Here is a 25,678-nt window from a genome sequence, read left to right as displayed (position 1 = left end):
AAGAGACCTTGTCTACAAACTCAGACTGACTTCCGTTAGTCTTATTTCCCCGGGCTGTTGATACCAGTTATATTTTTAGCAAAGAAAGAGAGTGATTGAAAATGGCTTATACAGAAGATCAGATTAAAGACATTCAGGAGCGTATTTTTCAAGCTCTTGAAGATGTGATTGACCCAGAACTTGGGATTGATATTATCAATCTTGGTTTGGTTTACGAAATTCGTTTTATTGAGGGCAAGGCTGAAATTGACATGACCTTGACCACAATGGGCTGCCCTTTGGCAGATTTGATTACAGACCAAATTCATGATGTTCTGAAAACAGTTCCTGAGGTGACCGAAGTCGATGTTCGTTTGGTTTGGTCGCCTGCTTGGACCATTCAAAAAATGAGCCGTTACGCTCGTATTGCACTTGGGATTAAATAATTAAACAGTCTCGAATATTGAGACTGTTTTTTCTGTTTTTGTACGGATTTTTTTGATAATTTTGTTGAAACTATCAAAAAGTTCTTGCTAAATAGTAGGAATGATGGTACACTTATCATGCCTAGGAAAAGTTATTATAGCTATTCTAGCAAATATCAGACCTATATGGGATCAGTAGCTCTGCTATTGATCATAACCAAAGCCTACGGACAGGCGGGTCGAATGCCGAAGCGTGGCGTAAGTCACATTATTGATAGGGTTAAAAGCCTACATTTTATAAGTTGATGTTGGGAAGAATTTCCTAATTTCTAATTTTGTCAGTGTGGTGAAAGCACACGTCATCTTGTGAAACGGTCAATAAAGTACGTATATATTTGCACTGGAGAGTAGGAAACGATAGGCACATAAACTCAAGAGAAGAATAAAAAACGTCAATTTGGATTGTAGAGCAGGATGAACCCTGCTCTTTTTACTTGTTTAAAAAGGGGTAGGAGTCCATCAAGCAAAGGAGTTTTTCAATATGAAAAATCAACACCAAGCCCCTATTTATCAGGGATTGGTACAGTTACGCCGAAAACGGATTGTTCCCTTTGATGTCCCGGGACACAAACGAGGGCGCGGTAATCCAGAGTTGGTCGAACTGTTAGGAGAAAAATGCGTGGGGATTGATGTTAATTCCATGAAACCTTTGGATAATCTGGGACACCCAGTCTCCATTATCCGAGAGGCCGAGGAGTTGGCGGCAGAAGCCTTTGGCGCCAGCCATGCCTTTCTCATGGTAGGAGGGACCACCTCTTCCGTCCAGACCATGATTTTGGCGACCTGTAAGGCAGGCGATAAGATTATCCTTCCTCGAAATGTCCACAAGTCAGCCCTTAATGCTCTGGTTCTCTGTGGTGCCATGCCGGTCTATGTGGATATGAGCGTGGAGCCACGGATTGGTATTGCTCTTGCCTTGGAAAATGAAGCTTTTGAACGAGCTATTACAGAGCATCCAGATGCGGTTGCTGTCTTGATCAACAATCCAACCTACTATGGTATCTGCTCAGACCTGCGCACCTTGACTGAGAAAGCTCATGCAGCAGGTATGAAAGTATTGGTGGACGAGGCCCATGGTGCTCATTTGCATTTTTCGGACCAATTGCCAGAGGCGGCTATGGATGTTGGGGCTGATATGGCTGCTGTTTCCATGCACAAATCAGGTGGTAGTCTGACCCAGAGCTCGCTTTTATTGGTCGGTCCAGATATGAATGTGGAGTATGTCCGCCAGATTATCAATCTGACCCAGTCAACATCCGCTTCCTATCTTTTGCTGGCTAGTCTGGATATTTCCCGCAGAAATCTAGTCCTTCGTGGCAAGGAATCCTTCGAAAAAGTCATTGAAATGTCTGAGTATGCTCGTCGTGAAATCAATGCCATCGGTGGCTACTATGCCTATTCTAAAGAATTGATTGATGGCAAAACGGTGCATGATTTTGATGTAACCAAGCTCTCCATCTATACGCAGGGCATTGGTCTGACAGGGATTGAAGTCTATGATTTATTGCGGGATGAGTACGACATCCAGATTGAATTTGGCGACATTGGCAATATCTTGGCCTATATTTCAATCGGTGACCGCTTGCAGGACATTGAGCGGCTGGTGGGAGCTCTGGCAGACATCAAGCGACTCTACTCACGAGATGGTTCGGACCTGATTTCAGGTGAGTACATCCAGCCACAGCTGGTCTTGTCACCGCAGGAGGCCTTTTATGCAGAGCGGGAAAGCCGTTCCCTGCAAGAAGCAGTTGGTCAGGTCTGCGGGGAATTTGTCATGTGCTACCCGCCTGGTATTCCGCTTTTAGCTCCAGGTGAACGAGTGACTCAGGAAATTGTTGACTACATCATCTTTGCCAAGGAGCGCGGTTGCTCCGTCCAAGGTACAGAAGATCCAGATGTTAATTTTATCAATGTCATTAAGGAGGTCTAGTCATGGAAATGTGGTTTTCAGAAGTCCAAACACCAGATGTCAAGTTATCCATTCGGACCAGTCAGCAGCTCTATGCTGGCAAAAGTGAGTTTCAGGACATTGCTGTGTTGGACTCGCCAGCCTTTGGTAAGATTTTGACCCTTAATGGTCGTGTTCTCTTTTCAGATGCAGATGATTTTGTTTACAACGAAATGGCCGTCCATGTGCCCATGGCCGTCCATCCCAATCCCAAGAAAATCTTGATTCTGGGTGGGGGAGATGGTGGCGTTGCCCAAGTTCTCAGTATGTATCCTGAAATTGAACGTATTGACGTTGTAGAGCCAGATGAACTCTTGGTTGAGGTCTGTCGGGAATATTTCCCAGACTATGCATCGGGTTTAGAAGATGAGCGGGTCGAGGTTTATTTACAAGATGGTCTGCGTTTCTTGCGCAACTGTGAAAACGAATACGACATCATCATCAATGATGCGACAGATCCATTTGGACACACGGAAGGGCTCTTTACCAAGGAATTTTATGGTAATGCCTACCGAGCTTTGAAGGAAGATGGCATCATGGTTTACCAACATGGTTCACCATTCTATGACGAAGATGAGTCTGCTTTTCGTTCCATGCATCGCAAGGCTAGTCAATCATTTCCAATTAGTCGTGTCTATCAAGCACATATTCCAACTTCAGCAGCAGGTTATTGGTTATTTGGATTTGCTTCTAAAAAATACCATCCCATTGAAGATTATGATAAGGAAAAATGGAAGGCGCGTCAGCTTTTCACAGAATACTATACCGCAAACTTGCATATTGGAGCATTTCTCTTGCCCCGCTATGTTGAAGATATTTTAGAAGAAGAGGAGAAAAAATAATGAGTCGTTTGTTAGTGATTGGTTGTGGCGGAGTTGCCCAAGTTGCCATCAGCAAGGTTTGCCAGGCAGAAGATACCTTCAAGGAAGTCATGATTGCCAGCCGTACCAAGTCCAAGTGTGATGATTTGAAGGCTGCCTTAGAAGGAAAAACTTCCGTAAAAATTGAAACTGCCCAAGTGGATGCGGATAAGGTAGAAGAAGTGATTGCCTTGATTGAAAGCTACCAGCCCAAAGCTGTCTTGAACGTGGCCCTTCCATATCAAGACTTGACCATCATGGATGCTTGCTTGGCGACAGGAGTGGACTACATCGACACCGCCAACTACGAGTGTGAGGACACCGAAGACCCAGAATGGCGGGCTATCTACGAAAAACGCTGTGCAGAAGAAGGCTTTACGGCTTACTTTGACTACTCATGGCAGTGGGCTTATAAGGAGCGTTTTGAAAAAGCAGGGCTGACAGCACTATTGGGATCCGGTTTTGATCCAGGGGTGACCAGCGTATTCTCAGCCTACGCATTGAAACATTATTTCGATGAAATTCATTACATCGACATCCTAGACTGTAACGGTGGAGACCACGGCTATCCATTTGCGACCAACTTTAACCCTGAAATCAACTTGCGTGAAGTTTCAGCCCCAGGCTCCTACTGGGAAAATGGCAAATGGGTGGAAGTTGAAGCTATGTCTATCAAGCGAGAATATGACTTCCCAGAAGTGGGTCAGAAGGATATGTACCTCCTCCACCACGAAGAAATCGAGTCGCTTGCTAAGAATATTCCAGGTGTCAAACGCATTCGCTTCTTCATGACCTTTGGTCAGTCTTACTTGACCCACATGAAATGCTTGGAAAATGTTGGTCTTTTGCGGACAGACCCTATCAATTTCAACGGACAAGAAGTAGTGCCTATCCAATTCCTCAAAGCATTATTACCAGACCCAGCCAGCCTTGGTCCACGTACTGTTGGGAAAACCAACATCGGCTGTATTTTCACAGGCATCAAGGATGGTGTGGAGAAGACTATCTACATTTACAATGTTTGTGACCACCAAGAGTGCTACAAGGAGGTTGGTTCACAGGCTATTTCCTACACAACTGGCGTACCAGCTATGATTGGAACCAAGCTGGTTATGGATGGTACCTGGAAAAAACCGGGTGTTTACAATTTGGAAGAACTAGATCCAGATCCATTCATGGACTTGCTCAACCAATATGGTCTACCTTGGCAAGTTGTTGAAAATCCTGTTTTGGTGGACTAGATGAGAATTGAACAAGTTCCAACACCAGCCTATGTCATTGATGAAGCCAAGCTGGTCAACAATTTAGAAATTCTCAAGTCTGTTCAAGACCGAACTGGCTGTAAGGTACTTTTGGCTCAAAAAGCCTTCTCCATGTACGCCACCTATCCACTAATAAGCCAATACCTTGCTGGAACAACTGCTTCAGGACTTTATGAAGCTAGGCTGGGTCGTGAGGAATTTGGGGGCGAAGTCCATGTCTTTGCCCCAGCCTTTAAGGATGCGGATTTGGAGGAGATTTTGGAAATTGCAGACCACATTGTCTTCAATTCTGATCGCCAACTCCGCAAGCACGTTGACAAATGCCGAGCAGCTGGAGTTAGTGTCGGCCTGCGGATCAATCCAGAGTGCTCCACTCAAGACGAGCATGCCCTTTACGACCCCTGTGCAACAGGCTCTCGTTTTGGTGTTCGTATTGACCAGTTTTCAAAAGACCTGCTGGACTTGGTGGATGGCCTGCATTTCCATACTCTCTGCGAGCAAAATTCGGATGATTTGAAAACCACTTTGGAGGCTGTTGAGGACAAATTCGGCCCCTATCTTCACAAAGTCAAATGGCTCAATATGGGCGGTGGCCATCATGTGACCAGAGAAGACTATGATTTGGACTTGCTGATTTCTTCTATCCAGCACATGCAGGAAAAATATGGGCTGGAAGTCTACATCGAGCCTGGTGAAGCCATTGCTCTCAATGCAGGCTATCTGGTGACGGAGGTGTTAGACATCGTTGAAAATGGTATTGAAACACTGGTTTTGGATGCTTCGGCTACCTGCCATATGCCAGATGTCTTAGAGATGCCCTATCGCCCACCGCTTCGGCATGGCTTTGAGGCAGGAGAGAAGGCTTTTACTTACAGACTATCTTCCAATACCTGTCTGACGGGCGACATCATCGGCGATTATTCCTTTGAAAAACCTGTTGAGATTGGTGATAAGCTCTATTTTGAAGACATGGCCATCTATTCTTTTGTTAAAAACAATACCTTCAATGGCATTGGGTTACCTAGCCTAGCCATCATGGACAAGGCTGGCGACTGCCGTATTATCAAAGAATTTGGTTATGAAGATTTCAAGGGGAGGTTATCATGATAGAAAGTCCCAAAGCAGCGGGTTACCGCATGCCAGCTGAGTATGAGCCCCATCATGGCACCCTCATGGTTTGGCCGATCCGTCCGGGCTCCTGGCCCTTTGATGGTCAGGGGGCAAAAAAAGCCTTCAGCCAGGTCATTAAAACCATTGCTGAAAGCGAGCAGGTCTATCTCTTGGTGGATGAGGCACACCGTGAGGAGGCTCAATCCATGTTGGAGGCTAACATCACCTACCTGGACATCCCCACCAACGATGCTTGGGCTCGTGACACAGGTCCGACGGTTTTGGTTCATGAAAATGGCAGAGCATTATCTGTCGATTGGGCCTTTAACGCTTGGGGCGGCAGCTACGATGGTCTTTATCAGGACTATGAAGCAGATGATCAGGTGGCTAGTCGATTTAGTCAGGCCGTCGGTCTGCCAGTCCATGATGTTCATCCTTTTGTCCTGGAAGGCGGAGCCATCCATAGCGACGGTGAAGGAACCATCATGGTGACCGAATCCTGTTTACTGAGCCCAGGTCGAAATCCTCATCTGACCAAGGATCAGATTGAGCAAGTGCTTCTAGATACTCTCGGAGCTGAAAAGGTCCTCTGGCTGCCTTATGGTATCTACAATGATGAAACCAATGAACACGTAGACAATGTTGCGGCCTTTGTTGGTCCAGCTGAGATAGTTTTAGCCTGGACGGATGATGAGGCAGACCCCCAATATACCATGTCCAAGGCTGATTTGGACTACTTGGAAAAGCAAGTGGATGCCAAGGGTAGAAAGTTGACCGTCCACAAACTGCCTATTCCCAAACATCCTATTCTAATAACAGAAGAGGACTTGCCAGGCTATGTTTATGAAGCGGGGGAAGAAGTACGGACAGCTGGCGAACGCTTGGCGGCCTCCTATGTGAATTTCTACGTCAGCAACGGTGCGGTTCTGGTGCCCCAGTTTGATGATGAGCATGATGCGCAGGCACTTGAGATACTAGCTCCGCTATTTCCAACTAGAAAAGTCGTCGGCATTCCAGCTCGCGACATCCTACTTGGAGGTGGGAATATACACTGTATCACCCAGCAGATTCCCCTTTATGGGGCTAAATGACTCTGATACAGCGTCAAGCCGGATTGGCATACTCCAGTATAGCCGGCTCCGGCCTTCCTTGTCTCAGAGCCATTGTATCGCCCATAAAAAAATTATGAAAAGGAAGAAAATATGAGAAATGTTACTGTAGCAGCTGTTCAGATGCAGTGTAGTCAGGACCTTTGGAAAAATCTGGCGACCGCAGAGCGTTTGGTCAGACAGGCTGCTAATCAGGGAGCGCAGATTATTCTCCTGCCTGAACTCTTTGAGCGTCCTTATTTTTGTCAGGAACGCCAGTATGATTATTATAACTATGCCAAGTCTGTAGAGGAAAACGATGCTGTTCAGCACTTTATTCCAATTGCCAAGGAATTGCAGCTGGTTTTGCCCATTTCTTTTTATGAAAAGGATGGCAATAGCCTGTATAACTCGATTGCAGTTATTGATGCGGATGGGACAGTTTTGGGAGTTTACCGCAAAACCCATATTCCTGACGACCATTATTACCAGGAGAAGTTTTACTTCACGCCTGGAAATACTGGATTTAAAGTCTGGGAAACTCTTTACGCTAAGATTGGGATTGGCATCTGTTGGGACCAATGGTTCCCAGAAACTGCCCGCTGTCTAGCTTTGAATGGGGCGGAATTGCTCTTTTACCCAACAGCTATTGGTTCGGAGCCCATTTTGGATACGGATAGCCAAGGTCATTGGCAGCGGACTATGCAGGGTCATGCTGCAGCCAATATCACACCTGTCATTGCGGCCAATCGAATTGGCTTGGAAAAAGTACGGCCTTCTGTAGAAAATGGCGGCCAATCTTCTAGCCTGCGTTTTTATGGTTCGTCCTTTATGACTGATGAAACAGGTGAATTGATTGAACAAGCGGGACGAGAGGAAGAAGTTGTCTTGCTTGCTACTTATGATTTGGACAAGGGAGCGCGTGAGCGCTTGGACTGGGGACTTTTCAGAGATCGTAGACCGCACATGTACAGGTCTATTTGTCAATAGTGTTCAACCTATTCTCCAAGTTCTGTGAGTACGGATCGGCAGTTTTCGTCAGCGGTCAGTCAAACTTGGACAGAAGCTAGTGACACAGGCGTGACAGACTTTACGCGCGGATTGACTGCTTCACAAGAAGAATTTAGTTTTAATTGGACACTGAAAGACTATGATAGTTTGGTAACTGGGATGAAAGAGGATGCTACAGGGGATAGTTTGTCGGATATCATTGAGAAATATGGAAAACCTTCATCAGCTAGATTCGGCGAATATTCAGAAGAAAACTTATTTTTAACTTACGCTGCTATGGAGTATGGGATCAATGAAGACCAGCGAAACCTTAAATTGGTCTTTTATAAAAATGGTTCAGACTACTATTTAATGAATAAGGAAGTCTTTTATTTACCAGATGACCAGTTCCCGACCAAGGAAGCAGATCCAAATAAGAATTTGTGGACCAAAGAAGTGTTTCAGCAAGTTATCGTGGGAGATAGCAATACAGGACAAGGCGGGATGAGCTATGAAGAGGTGATTGCTTTGGGAGGTCTTCCATATGAAGCTACTCTGTTTGCTTATGGAGGAGGAATTTTCGAAGAAAGGAAAGAACTTCAAATATTTTACAAAAATGGATCTGGTTCAAAGCAAACATTCGTAGATTTTCGCTTTGTTCGACAAAAAGATGGAATTTACAGAGTATATGCAAAAAATGGAACCTTTTATAACTAAGGTCGTCACTAAAAAATCCTCATCTAAACGGATAGATGAGGATTTTTTTATTGTAAGAATTGTTGTAACCACTGGCTGCCGTAAATCCAAAAATAACTATAGGCAATGATGGAAACCGGACGGCAGAGGAGGGTGATGAGAATGAATTTTCGGTAGCTCATACTGGTCAATCCTGTAATCATGACAACGATATCCGCAGGCGAAATGGGCGATAGCATACAGAGGATAAAGAATATCTCGTAACCGCGCTTGTTGTCAATCTTGCTCTCATATTTGTAGAAGGTTTCTTCAGACATAAAGAGCAGGCAGAATTTTTTGCCGTAGCGTCTGGCCAACCAGAAGAGGATAATACCGCCGACAAAAATACCAATGTAATTGAGCAAAAATCCCCACCAAAAATCAAATACTAAAAAGCCAACAACAGTAGTAACGCCCCCGGGAATAATAGGGAAAACAACCTGAATGATTTGTAGCAATAAAAAGGACAGACTACCCAGTGCCCCTTGACTCTTGATGAAGTGGCTGAGGACATTTTGGTCATTTAGAATCCCGATTTTATAGAGCCAAAAGAGGAAAGCAGCCGTTCCAATCAAGGTTAAAATGCTTAGGACCTGGATGGCTTTTTGAGAGAATTTGTACATGATATTACTTTACCATATTTCTAGAAAATTTGAAAATGAAATTAAGCGATTGCAGTCTTGCAATTTTTACTAAAATCTGTTATACTAACCAAGTATCAGACCTACGGGGTTGTTACGGATTCGACAGGCATTATGAGGCTTGTTCTGCAACTCATCGGCAGATGTAAAAATGCCAGTTAAATATAACTGCAAAAAATACAAACACTTACGCATTAGCAGCTTAATAACCTGCCTGCGTGACCAATCGCAGAGTGCTTGCCTTTGCTGATTGGTCTTAAAATAGCAAGCTACGTTGATTTATTGCCTAGCTAAATCAAAAGAGTTTCATAGGCTCGTCAGCTGAAGAGTTGAGTTATGTCTCGTCAGTCTGATTAAAGCAAATGCATAACCTATGGTTGTAGACGAATAAGTTAGCAGGTGTTTGGACGTGGGTTCGACTCCCACCAGCTCCATATATGGAAGATTACTCAAGAGGCTCAAGAGGCCGTGTTGGAAACGCGGTAGGCGTGTAACAGCGTGCGTGGGTTCGAATCCCATGTCTTCCGTATAGAATGAAGGAACAGCATTGACTGTTCTTTTTCTTTTGCAAAATAAGGCTCTCTACTAGCTACAAAAGTAACTGGCAGAGAGCGTTTTTCTTTTTATTGTAGGTTCAATTTCTTGGTCATGATGTAATGGGTACCAAAGTAGTAGGCGAAGGCCAATATAATGTTGATTAGGACCATTACTGGGTTTGGATAGAGTGATAAGGGTGAACCGAACATTCCTTCCAGATTATTTAAATACAGCAGATTCGTCAAAATGCCGACCACGACTGTGATACCGATATAGGTGATAATCGCGAACAGGAGACGGTGGTCCTTGAAGAGTTGACCGACAGAAACTGAAAAATAGATAAGCAGAATCCAAGTAATGGCACCGATAAAACTGTCAATTAAGTAGCTAGCTAGTGATGCCACATTTATCTGTTCCAGAACAACTTGTAGATCTGGAAGAACCTCGCCGGTGTTTATCAGGAGGACTGTCATGACGATACCAATGGAAAGAACGGCTGTAACACCAGACAAGAGATACCAAACTAGAGAGGCAAAGAGCTTGCTGAGGATGATTTGGTGCTCAGTGACAGGTAGGGTCATGGTCAAATAGCCCTCTCTACCATAGACATTTTTCCGGAAACGATTGATAATCATAAGGAAGGTTGAGAGGAAGAGGGCTGCTACTAGGATACCGAAAATCATGAAGGCGGATCCCACGAAAATCCCTTCAGCTATTTCAGGCTGATCAGAACGGCTGGATATGGCTTGTACCCAAAAAGCAAGCACAGTGGCTAAAGCTAGGGTTCCGGCATAGATGCCGAAGTACCACTTGCCCACAGATTGGAATTCGTATTTTACCAATTTCTTAAACATAATTATCTCCTATTTGACTAAGCTTTGAAATCCTGACGGAAGAGTTGATCGATAGACTCACCCGTTTCAATCCGCAAATCGTCGACATTTCCTTGACGAATAACACTTCCATAATGAAGAAAGATGACCTCATCCAAAATTTGCTCTACATCTGAAATCAAGTGGGTAGAGATGATGACAGAAGAAGTAGGCGAATAGTTGTTGACAATAGTTGTGAGGATGTAGTCGCGGGCTGCAGGGTCTACACCACCGATTGGTTCATCCAAGACATAGAGCTGGGCCTGGCGGCTCATGACCAAAATCAACTGCACCTTTTCCTTGTTTCCTTTTGACAGGTGTTTCATGCGGGCATTGAGGTCAATTCCTAGGTCCTGCAAGAGATGGATGGCCCGTTCCTTGTCAAAATCTGCGTAAAAATCCGTGAAGAATGTGAGGGCATCTGAAACCTTCATATGCTCGTTCAGATAGGTCGTATCTGGCAGATAGGACACGATAGCCTTGGTCTCTGGTGAAGGAGTGCGGCCGTTGATAAGGATTTGGCCATATTCAGGCTGGAGCAAACCGTTTAAGAGCTTGATGAGAGTGGTCTTACCAGAACCGTTTGGACCCAAGAGACCGATGATTTTCCCAGCGCCTATTTTCAGGTTGACATTGTTGAGGGCAACAGCTCCGCCATAAGATTTTGAAACTTGTTGCAGTTCGACTAAAGTATATGGGTTATTCATAGCTAATTCCTTTCAAATAATCATCCAATCGTTCGGTCAATTCGTCCTGGCTAAAACCGAGGTCCAACATATTGTTGATAAAGTTTTCCAATTCCTTTTGCGCCAGGTGGAGGCGGGTCTGAGTAATCAGTTCCTGGTTGTCTGTCACATAGCGGCCTGTTGTGCGGACGGAGTAGACAAAACCTTCTGTCTCCAAGTCGGACAGGGCCCGCTGGACTGTGTTTGGGTTGACACCGGCAATTTCAGCCAGGTCCCGCACTGTTGGCAACTTATCTCCAGGTTTTAATTGATTGGTTACAATTTGTAATTTAATTGTATTGGTGATTTGGATATAGATGGGCATGTTGTTATCAAATTTCCAAGCCATAAGAGAATCCTTTCCGGGAGACAGGCTCCCTGTGTTCTTGTTCTGATTACATAATACAATAATATTTTTTAGAATGCAAGCGAAAAGAGACGATATTTTGAAAAAAATTGGAAGGAATTTTTGATATAATATAGAAAAAGGAGGTAGCCATGCTAGCACAATTAGATACCAAAACCGTCTATACCTTTATGGATAGCATGGTCACCATTGACCGCTATGTTCAGCAGGCCAAAGAGCTGGGCTATCGGACCATTGGGATGATGGATAGGGATAATCTCTATGCAGCCTACAGTTTTATGGAAAGCTGTCAATTAGTTGGTCTACAGCCTGTCATTGGTTGTGAGTTCGACTGGGATTTGGCTGGCTATGAGCATCCAATTGCCACGAAATTAGTAGCCCTGTCTACGACTGGCTATCGCAATCTCCTTAAGATATCAACGGCCAAGATGCTGGGACAGGATGATTTTGAGAGCATTCGTCAGTATCTGCAAGATGTGGCCCTTATCCTGCCTTATTTTCCAGGAATTGACCAGTTAGACCTGGGGCTGGATTTTTATATTGGTGTGGGCTTGGAAACACCTGTCCAAGAGTTTACACAACCTATCTTGCCTCTCTATCCCGTTCGTTTGTTTGACCGAGAGCAGGCTCAGGCCCTCCAGGTGCTGAGGGCAATTCGGGATAATGTCCAGCTCAACCAAGTCCCTGACTTGGAGCCAGGTCAGGTCCTTTTATCGGCAGATAGTCTGAAAGACTTGTTTAGCAGCCGCTTTCCACAGGCAGTGGTCAATCTGGAAAAACTGGTTCAAGGTATTTCCTATGATTTGGACAAAAGTCTCAAATTACCACGTTTCAACAGACAACGGTCGGCAGTAGAAGAACTTCGCGAGCAGGCTGAGGCAGGCTTGCGAGAAAAAGGCTTATTTGAGCCGGCTTATCAAGAGCGATTGGATAGGGAATTGGCTGTCATTCACAAGATGGGCTTTGATGACTATTTCCTTATCGTCTGGGACCTCTTGCGCTTTGGACGTAGCCAGGGCTACTATATGGGAATGGGACGGGGGTCTGCAGTAGGGAGCTTGGTGGCCTATGCTCTCAATATCACAGGCATTGACCCGGTCAAGCACAATCTGCTCTTCGAACGGTTCCTAAATGAAGAACGCTATTCCATGCCGGATATTGATATTGATATTCCGGATATTCATCGACCAGACTTTATCCACTATGTTCGTGACCGTTATGGCTCGACCCATGCTGCCCAAATTGTGACCTATTCGACCTTTGGGGCCAAGCAGGCTATAAGGGATGTTTTCAAACGCTTTGGCACGCCCGAATACGAGTTGACCAACATTACCCGCAAGATTTCTTTTAAAGACAGTCTTGCATCAGCCTATCAGCGCAATGCTTCCTTCCGCCAGCTCATCAACAGTAAAATAGAGTACCAGAAGGCCTTTGCTATTGCCCAGCAGATTGAAGGGCAGCCTCGCCAGACCTCTATCCACGCAGCCGGTGTCGTTATGAGTGATGAAGAGCTGACGGATACTATTCCCCTAAAAATGGGTGAGGACATGCTGATTACCCAGTATGACGCCCATGCTGTCGAGGCCAATGGTCTGTTGAAAATGGACTTCTTGGGCCTGCGTAACCTGACCTTTGTCCAAAAAATGGCCCAAGCTGTGGCTGATAAATATGGGAAAACTATTGATATTGCCGGTCTTGACCTGGAAGATTCGCCTACCTTGGCGCTCTTTGCTGCTGGCAAAACCAAGGGAATCTTCCAGTTTGAACAACCGGGAGCTATCAATCTCCTCCAGAGGGTCAAGCCCAACCGATTTGAAGATGTGGTAGCGACAACCAGTCTCAACCGACCAGGTGCCAGCGACTATATCGATAATTTTGTCAAACGCAAGCAAGGTCAGGAAGAGATTGATTTGCTGGATTCGTCCATTGCAAATATTCTCCGACCAACCTATGGCATTATGCTCTACCAGGAGCAGGTCATGCAGATAGCCCAGGTTTATGCTGGGTTTACTCTGGGGAAAGCCGATTTGCTCCGCAGGGCCATGTCCAAGAAAAAGGCAGAGGAGATGCAGGCCATGGAGGCGGCTTTTCTGGCAGGAGCGCTAGCCAATGGACATGAGGAAACCAAGGCCAAGAAGATTTTTGCCATGATGGCCAAGTTTGCAGGTTATGGATTTAACCGCAGTCATGCCTACGCCTATTCGGCCCTGGCCTTCCAAATGGCCTATTTCAAGACCCATTATCCGGACATCTTCTTTGATGTCATGCTGAATTTCTCTAGCAGTACCTATATCACGGATGCCCTGCAATTTGATTTTCAGGTTGCTAGGTTGTCGATGAACACCATTCCCTACTATGACAAGTTCGACAAGTCCAAGATTTATCTAGGCTTGAAAAATATCAAGGGTCTGCCCAAGGATTTCTCCCTCTGGTTGATTGAAAACCGTCCCTACAAGTCGGTCGAAGATTTTATCTTGAAACTGCCTGCCCAGTATAAAAAGAAGGATTTGCTGACTCCGCTCATTCACATCGGTTTATTTGATGAATTTGAGTCCAATCGCAAGAAGATCGTAGAAAATCTGGACAATCTCTTTGTCTTTGCAGATGCCTTTGGTAGCTTTTTTGCGGAGGAGACCTATAGCTGGCTCCAGTCGGACGACTTTAATGATAGTGAAAAATACCAGCTGGAACAGGCCGTGCTAGGTATCGGTATCAGTCCTCATCCTCTGATTAAGCTCCGACAGGAGACCCAGCGACCTGTGACCGATTTAGGCGATTTGGTGGCTGGAAATCGGGTGACCATCCTGATACAAGTTCAGTCTATTCGCCGGATTCGGACCAAGAATTCGGGTCAGCCCATGGCCTTTCTACAAGTGACCGATATGAAAGATAAATCGGAAGTCACGGTCTTTCCGGAACTCTACCAACAGACAGGGCAGTTCTTGAAGGAAGGGGATATCCTCTACGTAACTGGCAAGATCCAGGAAAGGGAGGGACAGTTACAACTGGTGGCTGACAAGTTAGAAATAGTCAGTCTGGAAAAGTTGTGGATTTTACTGGAAAACCGGGAGCATGACCATGCAGTTGCTCGAATTTTAGCCAAATATAAGGGATCAATTCCTGTCGTTCTGCATTACCAAGACAGCAATCAGACCATTCAGGTAGACCAGTTTCAAGTGATGAAAACGCCTCAATTAGAGCAAGAGTTGGCTGAATTTGCTATGAAAACGGTTTTTCGTTGAAAAAGCGTAAAAAGACGAGCAAGATCTAGTCAAGTGTGTTATAATAAGGCAGTTAAATTGAAAATTGAAGGAGCATATAATGAAGCGTATTGGTGTTTTGACCAGTGGTGGTGACGCACCTGGTATGAATGCTGCCATTCGTGCAGTTGTTCGCCAAGCAATCTCAGAAGGAATGGAAGTATACGGTATCAATGAGGGCTATGCTGGAATGGTTGCCGGAGATATCCATGAATTGTCTGCACGCTCAGTAGGAGATATCATTTCTCGTGGTGGTACCTTCCTCGGTTCAGCTCGTTATCCTGAATTTGCCCAATTGGAAGGTCAATTAAAAGGGATTGAACAGCTGAAAAAACATGGTATTGAAGGCGTTGTTGTTATCGGTGGCGACGGTTCTTACCACGGTGCGATGCGCCTGACAGAGCATGGTTTCCCAGCAATTGGTTTGCCAGGAACAATCGATAATGATATCGTAGGAACAGACTTTACCATCGGTTTTGATACAGCTGTGACTACAGCTATGGATGCCATTGATAAGATTCGTGACACATCTTCTAGTCACCGTCGTACCTTTGTTATCGAAGTAATGGGTCGCCATGCAGGTGACATTGCCCTTTGGTCTGGTATCGCATCAGGTGCGGACGTTATCGTTGTGCCGGAAGAAGAGTTTGATATCAAGGATATTGTTGCTCGCATCAAGGCAGGTTATGACAATGGCAAGAAACATAGCATTATTGTCTTGGCAGAAGGTGTTATGCCAGCAGCTCAATTTGCTGAAGAATTGAAAGCAGCTGGTGACACAAGTGACCTTCGTGTGACGGAACTTGGTCACATCCAACGTGGTGGTTCACCAACAGCTCGTGACCGCGTTCTTGCGTCACGTATGGGTGCTCACGCTGTTAAATTGCTCAAAGAAGGCCGTGGTGGACTTGCTGTCGGTATCCGCAATGAGCAAATGGTGGAAAACCCAATCCTTGGTACTGCCGAAGAAGGTGCCTTGTTTAGCCTCACTGCTGAAGGTAAGATTGTCGTTAACAATCCGCACAAAGCAGACCTTGACATGGCTGAGTTGAACCGTAACTTGTCTATCTAATAGATAGTCTAGAAAATTAGTTATTAAGGTCATAAGACCAGAAATAAGAAGGAGTTTAGTTAAGATGAACAAACGTGTTAAAATCGTTGCAACCCTTGGTCCTGCGGTAGAATTCCGCGGTGGTAAGAAATTCGGTGAGTCAGGTTACTGGGGTGAGCAGTTGGATGTTGAAGCATCAGCTGAAAAAATTGCTCAATTGATTACTGAAGGTGCTAACGTTTTCCGTTTCAACTTCTCACATGGTGACCATGCTGAGCAAGGTGCACGTATGGCAACTGTACGTCGCGCAGAAGAAATCGCTGGCAAAAAAGTAGGTTTCTTGCTTGATACAAAAGGTCCTGAAATCCGTACTGAATTGTTCGAATCAGGCGAAGGTGAGTACGCTTATAAGACTGGTGACCAATTGCGTGTTGCTACAAAACAAGGTATCAAGTCAACTCAAGAAGTGATTGCCTTGAACGTTGCTGGTGGCCTAGACATCTTCGACGACGTTGAAGTTGGTAAGCAAATTCTTGTTGACGATGGTAAACTAGGTTTGACTGTTATTGCCAAAGATGAAGAAAAACGTGAATTTATCGTTGGTGTTGAGAACGATGGCGTTATTGCTAAGCAAAAAGGTGTAAACATTCCTTACACTAAGATTCCTTTCCCAGCGCTTGCTGAGCGTGACGATGCGGATATCCGTTTCGGTCTTGAACAAGGTCTTAACTTCATCGCTATCTCATTCGTTCGTACTGCACAAGACGTTGAGTCAGTTCGTGCTATCTTGAAAGAGACTGGTAACGAACACGTACAACTCTTCTCCAAAATCGAAAACCAACAAGGTATCGACAATATTGATGAAATCATCGAAGCTTCAGATGGTATCATGATTGCACGTGGTGACATGGGTATCGAAGTACCATTTGAAATGGTTCCAGTTTACCAAAAAATGATTATCAAGAAAGTCAATGCAGCTGGTAAAGCAGTTATCACAGCTACAAACATGTTGGAAACAATGACTGACAAGCCACGTGCAACTCGTTCAGAAATCTCTGACGTCTTCAACGCTGTTATCGACGGTACAGATGCTACTATGCTTTCAGGTGAGTCAGCTAACGGTAAATACCCAGTTGAATCAGTTCGCACTATGGCAACTGTTAACAAAAATGCACAAACTCTTCTTAACGAGTACGGTCGTTTGAACTCTGACGCTTTCAACCGTTCATCTAAAACTGAGGTTGTGGCATCTGCGGTTAAAGATGCTTGCCACTCAATGGATATCAAGTTGGTCGTAACAGTTACAGAAACTGGTTACACTGCGCGTGCTATCTCTAAATACCGTCCAGATGCAGACATCTTGGCAATTACTTTCACTGAGAAAGTTCAAAAATCATTGATGCTTAACTGGGGTGTCATCCCAGTTGTGACAGACCGTCCAAACTCAACAGACGATATGTTCGATTTGGCTGAGCGTATTGCTAAGGAAGAAGGACTTGTTGTTGCAGGTGATAACATTGTAATCGTTGCTGGTGTACCAGTAGGTGTAGCAGGTTCTACAAACACAATGCGTGTGCGCACCGTACAATAATAATTAAGTTGAGAAGTCTATTGCGAAAGCGATAGACTTTTTGCATTAGCCAAATCAAAAATCCTACCATTTGGCAGGATTGTCGTATTATCTTTTAATATAATTGGCAGGCTCATAAGGACTTCTGTCAAAATTCGTATCCTTGTCCAGAATTTCTTTGGCAATTTGCCAGCCGATAAAGGGTCCATTAGTCAGGCCAGAAGAGCCCAGACCACTGGCCACCCAGATATTGTCCATTTCAGGAACAGTTCCGTAAAATGGTGCGTAGTTGGAGGTATAGGCCCTGGTACCAATACGAGTGCGAACCACAGGGTAGTTGGCCAAATCAGGCATAAATTCCGCAGATTTTTCATGCATGGTTTGGATTTTTTCAGGGTCAAGGGTCAAATCATAGCCCATATTATCCTCATGGGTGGCCCCGACAATGATTTTTCCATTCTCAAACGGCAGGATGTCAATTTGACCATAGGGCATGCAGACTGGCCAGTCGCTGGTATCAAAATCTGTATCCAATTCCAGAAGCTGACCTTTTTGTGGACGGACATCTACCTGATAGCCGAGAGGTTCCAGCATATCTGGCAACCAGGATCCGGTCGCTAGGATAATGTGGTCGGCAGTTAGTTCTCGCCCATCCAGCTGAACAGTTCCTTCATCTATCAGTCTAGCCTGTCCCTGCAATAGAGCTCCGCCATTTTCCAAAAACTTTTCCTGTAACAAGTCAATCAGTTTTCCACCGTCGATACGGCCGCCGCCTTCCAGGTGGATACCGTAGAAATCAGGCTTGAGTGGTGGTAGATAGTTGCTGACTTCTTGTCCTTCAAGAGTAGTGATGTCTCCAATGGTAGGGGTGTCTATCCTGCGGTCTTCTGCGATTTTCTTGATTTTTTCCAGGAGTTCGGGCTTGCTTTTGAGGCCAATGGTTCCAGTTTGCTTGAAGGGGATGTCCTTGGCTCCTGCACTTTCCAAATCAGCTACCAACTGGCGATAGAAGACAGCACCTTGCGAGGTCAGGCGGTACCAGTCCTTGTTTTTCTTCTGGGCCATCCAGGGGCAGATAATGCCAGCAGCAGCACGGGTAGCTGTACCAACACCGTGGTCAATCAGGGTCAGGTCAATATTGCTATCTTGAGAAAGGTAGAAGGCAGCGGTTGAACCAACAATGCCTCCACCAATAATGATGATATGTTTCTTCATAATGTTCATTATATCACAAATTCAGGAGTTTATTTATTTTTTCCCCCATGTTACAATAGAATCTAGAAATCAAGGAGAGAGATTGTGTCTGATATTATGTATCCAGAGGTTCTGACGCTTGGGAGCGGAGCCGTCAAAGTAGCAACAGTGGGAGACAGTCTGACCTATGGTTATGGGCTGGACAATCGTGAAAAGGATGCTTATCCGTCTATTTTGGCTGAACAATTGGGTCACCACTACCAGGTGTCCAACTTCGGTCTTAGCGGCCGTTCCCTCCAATCGACAGCAGATTTTCCCTATTTCAAGGAAGAAAATGCCCAACTGTCCTTGGAGAGTGAGGCTGACATCGTCATCATCATGATTGGTAGCAATGATAGCCGGGGACCTTACTGGAACAAGGAAGGCTTTCGGCGAGAGTATAAGGAAATGGCAGAGCGTTATATGAATTTGCCCAGCCAGCCAGACGTCTACCTGGTTATCCCGCCTTTCGTGCCAACCAGCCGATTCGGCCTCAATAACCAGATTATAGAGGAAGAGTTGCAGGCTATCATTCCTCAAATCGGTCAGGAGCTGGGCCTGCCTGTCATCAATCTCTATCCCATAACCAAGGGGAAATTGGAGTACTATAGCGACGGCCTGCATCTCAGTCCGCTGGGCAATCAGGTCATTGCCCAGGAAATTTATCGTCACCTCCAAGGGTAAATGTCAAGTATTTTCATGAAAATATGCTATACTAATAGAGATTGGAGAGATTATGGTAAAGAGAGACCTTTTTCGCCAACTCTTATTGTTGGTATTGCTGATTTTAGGAATTATTGGGCTGAGGGTATGGTTGTTTGAACCAGTGCGTATTACTTCAACCATGGCCAATGACTACATTAAGCGAAATGATGTCATTATCGCCCTAAAGAATACAGAACTCAAGCATGGGGAATTTGTCCTATACGAACACGAGGGCAAGGAACATGTTAGCAGGATTATCGCCCTCGAAGAGGAAACAGCGACCTATCTAGATAATGTTCTCTACCGCAACCAAAAGATTGTGCGTGAGGATTATTTGGAGCTTATCCCGGAGCAGGAGTATTATACGGAAGACTTGACGATTGAAACACTAACAGGCGGGGAGTTTCAGGTTATTCCCAAAGGTAAGATTCTGGTCTTAAATGATAATCGAATGGACCGGAATGATAGCCGCAGCTTTGGTTTGATTGATCAGAGTGACATTATAGGGCGCTTGAGCTTTAGAATCAGCCCCTTGTCAAAATTTGGCTTTATTGAAACAGGACTAACCCAATAGAGGTTGGTTCTTTTATTTTCAAAAATTTTCATCGAAAATTAAAAGTTGACTATACCAATTTAATGATTGACAAGTTTATAAGTCTGTTATATACTGTTTTTACTGGTCTTTGTAGTAGAAAATCTGACTAGACCAATTTATTGAAAATGAATGAAAGTCGGTGTAGCAAACACCGAGGTGATAGGATATGTGTGGAATTGTTGGTGTTGTTGGAAATACAAACGCAACAGATATTTTGATTCAAGGTTTGGAAAAATTGGAATACCGTGGTTATGATTCAGCTGGTATTTTTGTGACCGGTGGTTCAGAAGACCACCTGGTTAAGGCTGTGGGTCGTATTGCAGAACTTTCCGCTAAGGTAGGGGATAAGACAGATGGCACAGCTGGTATCGGCCATACACGCTGGGCTACCCATGGCAAGCCAACTGAAAACAATGCCCACCCTCATACATCCCAAACAGCTGGCCATATTCTGGTCCACAATGGTGTGATTGAGAACTATGCTGAAATCAAGGCAGACTACCTGGCAGGCCATGATTTTAAAGGGCAAACGGATACTGAAATTGCTGTTCATTTGATTGGACAATTTGCCTCAGAAGGCTTGTCAACTTTGGAGGCTTTCAAAAAGGCACTTCATATCATCCAAGGTTCGTATGCCTTTGCTTTGATTGATGTGACAGATGCGGATACGATTTATGTTGCTAAGAATAAATCACCACTCTTGATTGGTCTGGGTGATGGCTACAACATGGTCTGCTCCGATGCCATGGCTATGATTCGTGAAACCAGTGAATATATGGAAATTCACGACAAAGAATTGGTTATCGTGAAAAAAGACAGTGTTCAAGTTATGGACTACGACGGCAATGCTATCGAACGTGGAAGCTACACTGCTGAGCTTGATCTGTCTGATATCGGTAAGGGAACCTATCCTTACTACATGCTCAAGGAAATTGATGAGCAACCAGCTGTCATGCGTAAATTGATTGGCGCATACACAAATACTGATGAACAAGTAACAGTTGATGCGGAGATTGTCAAGGCAGTACAAGATGCTGACCGTATCTATATCCTAGCAGCTGGTACTTCCTACCACGCAGGATTTGCCGCAAAAGACTTCATGGAGAAGTTGACGGATACACCAGTTGAGCTGGGGATTTCTTCTGAATGGGGTTATAATATGCCGCTCTTGAGCCAAAAGCCCCTCTTTATCTTCATCAGCCAGTCTGGTGAGACAGCGGATAGCCGTCAGGTTTTGGTTAAGGCCAATGAAATGGGCATTCCAAGTTTGACGGTGACAAACGTTCCAGGCTCTACCCTGTCTCGTGAGGCCAACTACACCATGTTGCTCCATGCTGGTCCAGAAATCTCTGTTGCTTCGACCAAGGCCTATACTGCTCAGATTGCAACTCTAGCTTTCTTGGCCAAGGCTGTTGGGGATGCCAATGGAAATACCTATGCCAAGGAATTTGATTTGGTACACGAATTGTCCATTGTTGCCCAGTCTATCGAGGCTACTTTATCAGAAAAAGATATTATTGCTGAGAAAGTGGAGAAACTACTTGGTACAACTCGAAATGCCTTCTATATCGGACGTGGCAGCGACTATTACGTTTCTATGGAAGCGGCTCTCAAGCTCAAGGAAATTTCCTATATCCAGTGTGAGGGTTTTGCTGCTGGAGAGCTCAAGCATGGTACCATTTCCCTGATTGAAGACGGTGTGCCGGTTTTGGCCTTGATTTCAAATAATCCTCATCTGGCCAGCCACACCCGTGGAAATATCCAGGAAGTGGTGGCGCGTGGTGCCCATGTCATGACCATCGTTGATGAGGCCATTGCCAAGGAAGAAGATGACTTCACAGTGACTAGTGTTCACCCATTCTTGTCTACCATTGCCATGGTTGTCCCAACCCAGTTGATTGCCTACTATGCGACGCTCCAACGTGGTCTGGATGTGGACAAACCGCGTAACCTGGCGAAATCAGTAACAGTTGAATAAGCTTGCAAATCCACCTGTAAATTTGGTGGATTTTTGCATGAATATTCGATTTTTGTGTGAAATTTATGAAAAAATTCTGACAAATTTCTTTCAAATCGCCCAATTTTCTGCTATACTAGATAAGATAATAACTCTTTTGGGAGATGTTTATGGATTATATTTTGGAAGTCTTGCCCCCCTTGGTGGATGGTGCTTTAGTCTCCTTACAAGTATTTGTTTTAGTATTAGTCTTGTCCTTGCCTTTGGGAGCTATCTTTGCCTTCCTCATGCAAATCAAATTCAAGCCCTTGCAGTGGCTCTTGCATTTTTATGTACTTATTATGCGAGGGACCCCTTTGCTCCTGCAATTGATTTTTGTCTACTACGTCTTGCCGAGTGTGGGGATTACATTTGACAGGATGCCAGCGGTGATTACTGCCTTTACCTTCAACTATGCGGCTTATTTCTCTGAGATTTTCCGTGGAGGAATTGAGGCTATCCCAGCTGGTCAGTATGAGGCGGCTAAGGTCTTGAAATTTACACCTCTTCAGACTATTCGCTACATCGTCTTGCCCCAGGTTGTCAAGATTGTCCTACCAAGTGTCTTCAATGAAGTCATGACCCTGGTCAAGGATACCTCTCTGGTCTACGCCCTGGGAGTCAGTGACTTGCTCTTGGCCAGTCGAACTGCTGCCAACCGTGATGCTAGTCTAGCACCTATGTTTATTGCAGGGGCCATTTACCTGCTCATGATTGGAGCGGTTACGCTGGTTTCTAAACAGGTTGAAAAGAAATTTGATTACTATAAATAGGAGGAAGTCATGTTAGAATTACGCAATCTATCCAAACGATTTGGCAACAAGCAGATTTTCTCCAACTATGATTTGGTCATCCCGGAGGGGAAAATTGTCGGCATTGTTGGTCAATCCGGTGGCGGTAAGACTACGCTTCTCCGTATGCTGGCAGGTTTGGAGACCATTGATGAAGGTACTCTGATTTACAATGGTCAAGAACTGCCAGTCGAGGAATTGGAGAAACGACATTTGCTGGGCTTTGTTTTCCAAGATTTCCAGCTTTTCCCCCACCTTTCAGTATTGGAAAACTTGGTCCTCTCCCCTATTAAGACACAAAATATGTCGGCTATAGAAGCGGAAGACAAGGCCCGTAAACTTCTGGAAACACTAGGCCTGGCCAACCACGCAGCAGCCTATCCTTATTCTCTATCAGGAGGGCAGAAGCAGCGTGTGGCCCTGGCTCGCGCCATGATGATTGATCCTGAGATTATTGGCTACGATGAGCCGACTTCGGCATTGGATCCTGAGCTACGAAAAGAAGTTGAAAAGCTGATTTTGGAAAACCGTGCAACAGGAATCACGCAGATTGTGGTAACCCACGATATGCAGTTTGCTGAAAATATCGCAGATGAAATTATCAAGATTGAACCGAAGCATTAAAGAGGTAAGACATGGTGAAAATGAAAAACATAATTCTTGGAGCAACAGCTCTTGTAACAAGTTTGGCCCTTGCAGCCTGTGGCTCAGGCAGTTCTACTACAGAGTCAGACAATTGGTCTACTTATGAAAAAGATAAGTCAGTGACTATTGGTTTTGATAAGACCTTTGTCCCGATGGGATTTGAAGAAAAAGACGGTCAATACACTGGTTTTGATATCGAATTAGCAACAGCAGTTTTTGAAAAATACGGTATTACGATTGATTGGCAACCGATTGACTGGGACTTGAAAGAGACAGAGCTCAATAACGGCAATATCGATATGATTTGGAATGGCTATTCCATTACAGATGAACGCAAGGAAAAAGTTCTTTTCTCTGATGAATACATGGACAACCAGCAAGTTTTGGTGACCAAGAAATCATCTTCTATTGCTGATCCAGCTGGCATGAAGGACAAGGTTCTCGGTGCTCAAGCAGGTTCTGCAGGTTATTATGCATTTACATCTCATCCTGAAATTCTTAAGGATCTGGTAAAAGACGGTGATGCTAGTCAGTATGCGACCTTCAACGAGGCCCTTATCGACTTGAAAAATGACCGTATCGACGGGCTCTTGATTGACCGTGTGTATGCCAATTACTATCTGCAAAAAGAAGGTATCATTGATGATTACAATATCATTGATGCTGGCTATGCTAACGAGGCCTTCGGTGTTGGTGTACGTAAGTCAGACAAGACCTTGGTAGACAATATCAACAAAGCTTTTACAGAGCTTTATAAAGAAGGTAAGTTCCAGGAAATCTCTGAAAAATGGTTCGGAGAAGATGTGGCAACTGATGCTGTGAAAAACTAAGCAAATAAAAATTCTCAACCGTCATTTGGCTGAGAATTTTTTTCTTTACAGTTTTTTAGAAATCTGATGGAAGACGACTGTCCATTCTTCGTGGCGGCGCCAGAGAGAGGTGTGGACATAGTCACCGATTTCAAAGGTGACCAGTTTGGATTTTTGACTGACAGATGTCATCTGATAGTTGGATAAGTAGGTGGAATGGACCTGGTGCTGTTCCAGCATACCATCCTTGTCATGATAACGTCCTTTGGCATCAATCAGGAGATAGGCTGGGTCAATCAAGTCCTCATAGCCTGGTGCATGGGCCTGAATTTCAGTTTCATAACGGAAGAGTTTGTCGTAGACATGCTCGTAGATTTCATCGTGGGGGATTTCAGAGGGTTCGACATGGATGTCTACATCGAAGACCCCATGTTTGAGAATCAGGAGCTGCTCGACCTGCTCGGTGATTTCATGGCTTTCGTAAACAGAAAGGTCAGGATTCATTTCCAAGACAATATCCAGATAAATATTGGTGCCGTAGGTTCGGCCTCGCTGGGACTTGACGGAGACTATCTTGGGGAGCTTGAGGATATCCTCTTCGTACTTGTGGAGCAATTCTTCATCGAAACCGTCAGATAGGCTGAAGAAACTTTGCATGAAGATGTCGTAGGCCGTTTTCAGGATGAAGAAGGTGATGACGATGGCTGCAACCTTGTCAACAATACTGAGGTTGAAGGCGGCAGCAAAGACAGCAACGGAAGTTCCAATTGACGTAACTGCGTCGGATAAATTGTCCTTGGCAGCTGCTTCAAGTCCTTTGGAATGGACTTTTTTAGCCAGTCTGCTGTTATAGATATAGACCCCAATCATGACCAGGGCTGAGAAAATACCCACCAGGGCACCCAGCATATCGACTTGAACCACTTCCTTGCTCAGGAGTTTTTCAATGGTTGAATAGAGGACCTGAAAACCAACCATAAACATGATGAAAGAGGTAATCAGGCTAGCAAGGTCTTCCATTTTCCAATGGCCAAACTTATGGTCTCTATCAGCCGGCTTTTGGGCCATTTTCAAGCCAATCAGCACGGCCACATTTCCGATGATATCAGAGAGATTGTTGAAGGCGTCGGCTCGAAGTGCATCGGAATGAAATAGCTCGCCAGCAGCTAGTTTGAGCCCGGATAGGAGGATGTAGGCTGAAATGGAAATCTGCGCGCCACATTCGGCTAGTTTGAGATTGCTTGTCGGTTGATTGTTCATCTGGTCTCCTTTTTAAGCTAATATTGTACCAAAAAAACCACCTAGTTTCAATCTAGGTGGTCGGTGTCTGGTACCAGCGTTTTTGAAGCTAAATTCTCAAAGTAAGTTCTAGTCTGTCTTAAAAACTGGAAATTAGACTGAGACAAGGAAATAAGGTAGAACTT

General features: G+C 44.8%; 23 protein-coding genes, 1 tRNA gene and 1 other RNA gene. 19 read left to right on the top strand and 6 right to left on the bottom strand.

The window, feature by feature from the left end; all coding sequences use genetic code 11:
• The first annotated feature begins 101 nt into the window (after nt 1-101).
• From ACHBGV_RS06305 to ACHBGV_RS06270, 8 genes are all read left to right on the top strand, one after another.
• A complete protein-coding gene (locus ACHBGV_RS06305) occupies nt 102-425 on the top strand; it encodes a metal-sulfur cluster assembly factor (RefSeq protein WP_105122859.1) in 324 nt (107 codons plus the stop codon).
• 520 nt (nt 426-945) lie between these two features.
• Nucleotides 946-2,394 carry an aminotransferase class I/II-fold pyridoxal phosphate-dependent enzyme gene (locus tag ACHBGV_RS06300; RefSeq protein ID WP_394735908.1) on the top strand — a complete coding sequence of 483 codons (1,449 nt, stop codon included), beginning with the start codon at nt 946-948 and terminating at the stop codon, nt 2,392-2,394.
• A gap of 2 nt (nt 2,395-2,396) precedes the next feature.
• On the top strand, nt 2,397-3,254 hold the full coding sequence (gene speE / locus ACHBGV_RS06295) for a polyamine aminopropyltransferase (RefSeq protein WP_394735907.1): 858 nt from the start codon (nt 2,397-2,399) through the stop codon (nt 3,252-3,254).
• Nucleotides 3,254-4,513, top strand: a complete 1,260-nt coding sequence (locus tag ACHBGV_RS06290) for a saccharopine dehydrogenase family protein (RefSeq protein WP_114866406.1) — start codon at nt 3,254-3,256, stop codon at nt 4,511-4,513. The genes speE and ACHBGV_RS06290 overlap by 1 nt, the downstream gene beginning before the upstream one ends.
• Nucleotides 4,514-5,641, top strand: a complete 1,128-nt coding sequence (gene nspC / locus ACHBGV_RS06285; protein ID WP_394735906.1) for a carboxynorspermidine decarboxylase — start codon at nt 4,514-4,516, stop codon at nt 5,639-5,641.
• Nucleotides 5,638-6,735, top strand: coding sequence for an agmatine deiminase (aguA, locus tag ACHBGV_RS06280; protein WP_394735905.1), 1,098 nt, complete (start codon nt 5,638-5,640; stop codon nt 6,733-6,735). The genes nspC and aguA overlap by 4 nt, the downstream gene beginning before the upstream one ends.
• 111 nt (nt 6,736-6,846) lie before the next feature.
• Nucleotides 6,847-7,722, top strand: a complete 876-nt coding sequence (aguB, locus tag ACHBGV_RS06275; RefSeq protein ID WP_394735904.1) for an N-carbamoylputrescine amidase — start codon at nt 6,847-6,849, stop codon at nt 7,720-7,722.
• A gap of 111 nt (nt 7,723-7,833) precedes the next feature.
• Nucleotides 7,834-8,439, top strand: a complete 606-nt coding sequence (locus ACHBGV_RS06270) for a hypothetical protein (protein WP_394735903.1) — start codon at nt 7,834-7,836, stop codon at nt 8,437-8,439.
• Nucleotides 8,440-8,486: 47 nt separating this feature from the next.
• On the opposite strand, the gene ACHBGV_RS06265 is transcribed toward ACHBGV_RS06270, so the two are convergent.
• Nucleotides 8,487-9,080 carry a TVP38/TMEM64 family protein gene (locus tag ACHBGV_RS06265; protein WP_394735902.1) on the bottom strand — a complete coding sequence of 198 codons (594 nt, stop codon included), beginning with the start codon at nt 9,078-9,080 and terminating at the stop codon, nt 8,487-8,489.
• A 105-nt stretch (nt 9,081-9,185) separates the two neighbouring features.
• Here ACHBGV_RS06265 and ssrA point away from each other — a divergent pair.
• Both ssrA and ACHBGV_RS06255 read left to right on the top strand, forming a co-directional pair.
• Nucleotides 9,186-9,535, top strand: a transfer-messenger RNA (tmRNA) gene (gene ssrA, locus ACHBGV_RS06260).
• A gap of 2 nt (nt 9,536-9,537) precedes the next feature.
• A tRNA-Ser gene (locus ACHBGV_RS06255) sits at nt 9,538-9,625 on the top strand.
• 96 nt (nt 9,626-9,721) lie between these two features.
• Here the strand turns inward: ACHBGV_RS06255 and ACHBGV_RS06250 are convergent.
• Genes ACHBGV_RS06250 through ACHBGV_RS06240 form a run of 3 tightly spaced genes read right to left on the bottom strand, consistent with a single transcriptional unit; the run spans nt 9,722 to nt 11,581 of the window.
• Entirely contained in the window at nt 9,722-10,489 is a 768-nt protein-coding gene (locus tag ACHBGV_RS06250; protein WP_394733125.1) for an ABC transporter permease, read from the bottom strand.
• Between the two features lie 17 nt (nt 10,490-10,506).
• Entirely contained in the window at nt 10,507-11,214 is a 708-nt protein-coding gene (locus tag ACHBGV_RS06245; protein ID WP_394735901.1) for an ABC transporter ATP-binding protein, read from the bottom strand.
• On the bottom strand, nt 11,207-11,581 hold the full coding sequence (locus tag ACHBGV_RS06240; RefSeq protein ID WP_394735900.1) for a GntR family transcriptional regulator: 375 nt from the start codon (nt 11,579-11,581) through the stop codon (nt 11,207-11,209). Before ACHBGV_RS06240 ends, ACHBGV_RS06245 begins: the two co-directional genes overlap by 8 nt.
• A 149-nt stretch (nt 11,582-11,730) precedes the next feature.
• On the opposite strand from ACHBGV_RS06240, the gene ACHBGV_RS06235 reads away from it, so the two are divergent.
• The 3 genes from ACHBGV_RS06235 to pyk all read left to right on the top strand — a co-directional run bounded on the left by ACHBGV_RS06235 (nt 11,731) and on the right by pyk (nt 17,501).
• Nucleotides 11,731-14,841 (top strand): DNA polymerase III subunit alpha, encoded by a 3,111-nt coding sequence (locus tag ACHBGV_RS06235; RefSeq protein ID WP_394735899.1) that lies wholly within the window; start codon nt 11,731-11,733, stop codon nt 14,839-14,841.
• Nucleotides 14,842-14,920: 79 nt separating this feature from the next.
• On the top strand, nt 14,921-15,931 hold the full coding sequence (gene pfkA, locus ACHBGV_RS06230) for a 6-phosphofructokinase (RefSeq protein WP_105111855.1): 1,011 nt from the start codon (nt 14,921-14,923) through the stop codon (nt 15,929-15,931).
• A 64-nt stretch (nt 15,932-15,995) separates the two neighbouring features.
• Nucleotides 15,996-17,501 (top strand): pyruvate kinase, encoded by a 1,506-nt coding sequence (gene pyk, locus ACHBGV_RS06225; protein ID WP_170239130.1) that lies wholly within the window; start codon nt 15,996-15,998, stop codon nt 17,499-17,501.
• An 87-nt stretch (nt 17,502-17,588) separates the two neighbouring features.
• Here the strand turns inward: pyk and ACHBGV_RS06220 are convergent, their stop codons facing one another.
• Nucleotides 17,589-18,695: an NAD(P)/FAD-dependent oxidoreductase gene (locus ACHBGV_RS06220; RefSeq protein ID WP_394735898.1), complete on the bottom strand. Its 1,107-nt coding sequence runs from the start codon at nt 18,693-18,695 to the stop codon at nt 17,589-17,591.
• Between the two features lie 84 nt (nt 18,696-18,779).
• Here ACHBGV_RS06220 and ACHBGV_RS06215 point away from each other — a divergent pair, with 84 nt between their 5' ends.
• The 6 genes from ACHBGV_RS06215 (at nt 18,780) to ACHBGV_RS06190 (ending at nt 24,275) form a co-directional block, all read left to right on the top strand.
• Nucleotides 18,780-19,397 (top strand): GDSL-type esterase/lipase family protein, encoded by a 618-nt coding sequence (locus tag ACHBGV_RS06215; RefSeq protein ID WP_394735897.1) that lies wholly within the window; start codon nt 18,780-18,782, stop codon nt 19,395-19,397.
• Nucleotides 19,398-19,449: 52 nt separating this feature from the next.
• Nucleotides 19,450-19,992 carry a signal peptidase I gene (lepB, locus tag ACHBGV_RS06210; RefSeq protein ID WP_172059452.1) on the top strand — a complete coding sequence of 181 codons (543 nt, stop codon included), beginning with the start codon at nt 19,450-19,452 and terminating at the stop codon, nt 19,990-19,992.
• A gap of 187 nt (nt 19,993-20,179) precedes the next feature.
• Nucleotides 20,180-21,991: a glutamine--fructose-6-phosphate transaminase (isomerizing) gene (gene glmS, locus ACHBGV_RS06205; protein ID WP_105111850.1), complete on the top strand. Its 1,812-nt coding sequence runs from the start codon at nt 20,180-20,182 to the stop codon at nt 21,989-21,991.
• A 149-nt stretch (nt 21,992-22,140) separates the two neighbouring features.
• The gene (locus ACHBGV_RS06200; RefSeq protein WP_172021930.1) at nt 22,141-22,782 is read left to right on the top strand and encodes an amino acid ABC transporter permease; all 642 of its coding nucleotides are present in this window, start codon (nt 22,141-22,143) and stop codon (nt 22,780-22,782) included.
• Nucleotides 22,783-22,791: 9 nt separating this feature from the next.
• Nucleotides 22,792-23,424: an amino acid ABC transporter ATP-binding protein gene (locus ACHBGV_RS06195; protein ID WP_257104636.1), complete on the top strand. Its 633-nt coding sequence runs from the start codon at nt 22,792-22,794 to the stop codon at nt 23,422-23,424.
• 20 nt (nt 23,425-23,444) lie between these two features.
• Nucleotides 23,445-24,275 (top strand): amino acid ABC transporter substrate-binding protein, encoded by an 831-nt coding sequence (locus ACHBGV_RS06190; RefSeq protein WP_394735896.1) that lies wholly within the window; start codon nt 23,445-23,447, stop codon nt 24,273-24,275.
• Between the two features lie 45 nt (nt 24,276-24,320).
• Here the strand turns inward: ACHBGV_RS06190 and ACHBGV_RS06185 are convergent, their stop codons facing one another.
• Nucleotides 24,321-25,514, bottom strand: coding sequence for a cation diffusion facilitator family transporter (locus ACHBGV_RS06185; protein WP_172095167.1), 1,194 nt, complete (start codon nt 25,512-25,514; stop codon nt 24,321-24,323).
• Nucleotides 25,515-25,678: the final 164 nt, after the last annotated feature.

Origin of the sequence: Streptococcus sp. A34 (assembly GCF_043674115.1) — a bacterium.
GTDB classification, from domain to species: domain Bacteria; phylum Bacillota; class Bacilli; order Lactobacillales; family Streptococcaceae; genus Streptococcus; species Streptococcus suis_V.
This window is presented reverse-complemented; position numbering and strand designations above follow the sequence as displayed.

Excerpts from the sequence above, each read along its gene's own strand:
- ACHBGV_RS06305 (WP_105122859.1), top strand. The coding sequence starts at position 102 with ATGGCTTATACAGAAGATCAGATTAAAGACATTCAGGAGCGTATTTTT.
- ACHBGV_RS06235 (WP_394735899.1), top strand. The coding sequence starts at position 11,731 with ATGCTAGCACAATTAGATACCAAAACCGTCTATACCTTTATGGATAGC.
- speE (WP_394735907.1), top strand. The coding sequence starts at position 2,397 with ATGGAAATGTGGTTTTCAGAAGTCCAAACACCAGATGTCAAGTTATCC.
- ACHBGV_RS06250 (WP_394733125.1), bottom strand. The coding sequence starts at position 10,489 with ATGTTTAAGAAATTGGTAAAATACGAATTCCAATCTGTGGGCAAGTGG.
- ACHBGV_RS06195 (WP_257104636.1), top strand. The coding sequence starts at position 22,792 with ATGTTAGAATTACGCAATCTATCCAAACGATTTGGCAACAAGCAGATT.
- aguA (WP_394735905.1), top strand. The coding sequence starts at position 5,638 with ATGATAGAAAGTCCCAAAGCAGCGGGTTACCGCATGCCAGCTGAGTAT.
- glmS (WP_105111850.1), top strand. The coding sequence starts at position 20,180 with ATGTGTGGAATTGTTGGTGTTGTTGGAAATACAAACGCAACAGATATT.
- pyk (WP_170239130.1), top strand. The coding sequence starts at position 15,996 with ATGAACAAACGTGTTAAAATCGTTGCAACCCTTGGTCCTGCGGTAGAA.
- nspC (WP_394735906.1), top strand. The coding sequence starts at position 4,514 with ATGAGAATTGAACAAGTTCCAACACCAGCCTATGTCATTGATGAAGCC.
- ACHBGV_RS06190 (WP_394735896.1), top strand. The coding sequence starts at position 23,445 with ATGAAAAACATAATTCTTGGAGCAACAGCTCTTGTAACAAGTTTGGCC.
- ACHBGV_RS06290 (WP_114866406.1), top strand. The coding sequence starts at position 3,254 with ATGAGTCGTTTGTTAGTGATTGGTTGTGGCGGAGTTGCCCAAGTTGCC.
- ACHBGV_RS06185 (WP_172095167.1), bottom strand. The coding sequence starts at position 25,514 with ATGAACAATCAACCGACAAGCAATCTCAAACTAGCCGAATGTGGCGCG.
- lepB (WP_172059452.1), top strand. The coding sequence starts at position 19,450 with ATGGTAAAGAGAGACCTTTTTCGCCAACTCTTATTGTTGGTATTGCTG.
- pfkA (WP_105111855.1), top strand. The coding sequence starts at position 14,921 with ATGAAGCGTATTGGTGTTTTGACCAGTGGTGGTGACGCACCTGGTATG.
- ACHBGV_RS06265 (WP_394735902.1), bottom strand. The coding sequence starts at position 9,080 with ATGTACAAATTCTCTCAAAAAGCCATCCAGGTCCTAAGCATTTTAACC.
- ACHBGV_RS06220 (WP_394735898.1), bottom strand. The coding sequence starts at position 18,695 with ATGAAGAAACATATCATCATTATTGGTGGAGGCATTGTTGGTTCAACC.
- ACHBGV_RS06240 (WP_394735900.1), bottom strand. The coding sequence starts at position 11,581 with ATGGCTTGGAAATTTGATAACAACATGCCCATCTATATCCAAATCACC.
- aguB (WP_394735904.1), top strand. The coding sequence starts at position 6,847 with ATGAGAAATGTTACTGTAGCAGCTGTTCAGATGCAGTGTAGTCAGGAC.
- ACHBGV_RS06200 (WP_172021930.1), top strand. The coding sequence starts at position 22,141 with ATGGATTATATTTTGGAAGTCTTGCCCCCCTTGGTGGATGGTGCTTTA.
- ACHBGV_RS06300 (WP_394735908.1), top strand. The coding sequence starts at position 946 with ATGAAAAATCAACACCAAGCCCCTATTTATCAGGGATTGGTACAGTTA.
- ACHBGV_RS06245 (WP_394735901.1), bottom strand. The coding sequence starts at position 11,214 with ATGAATAACCCATATACTTTAGTCGAACTGCAACAAGTTTCAAAATCT.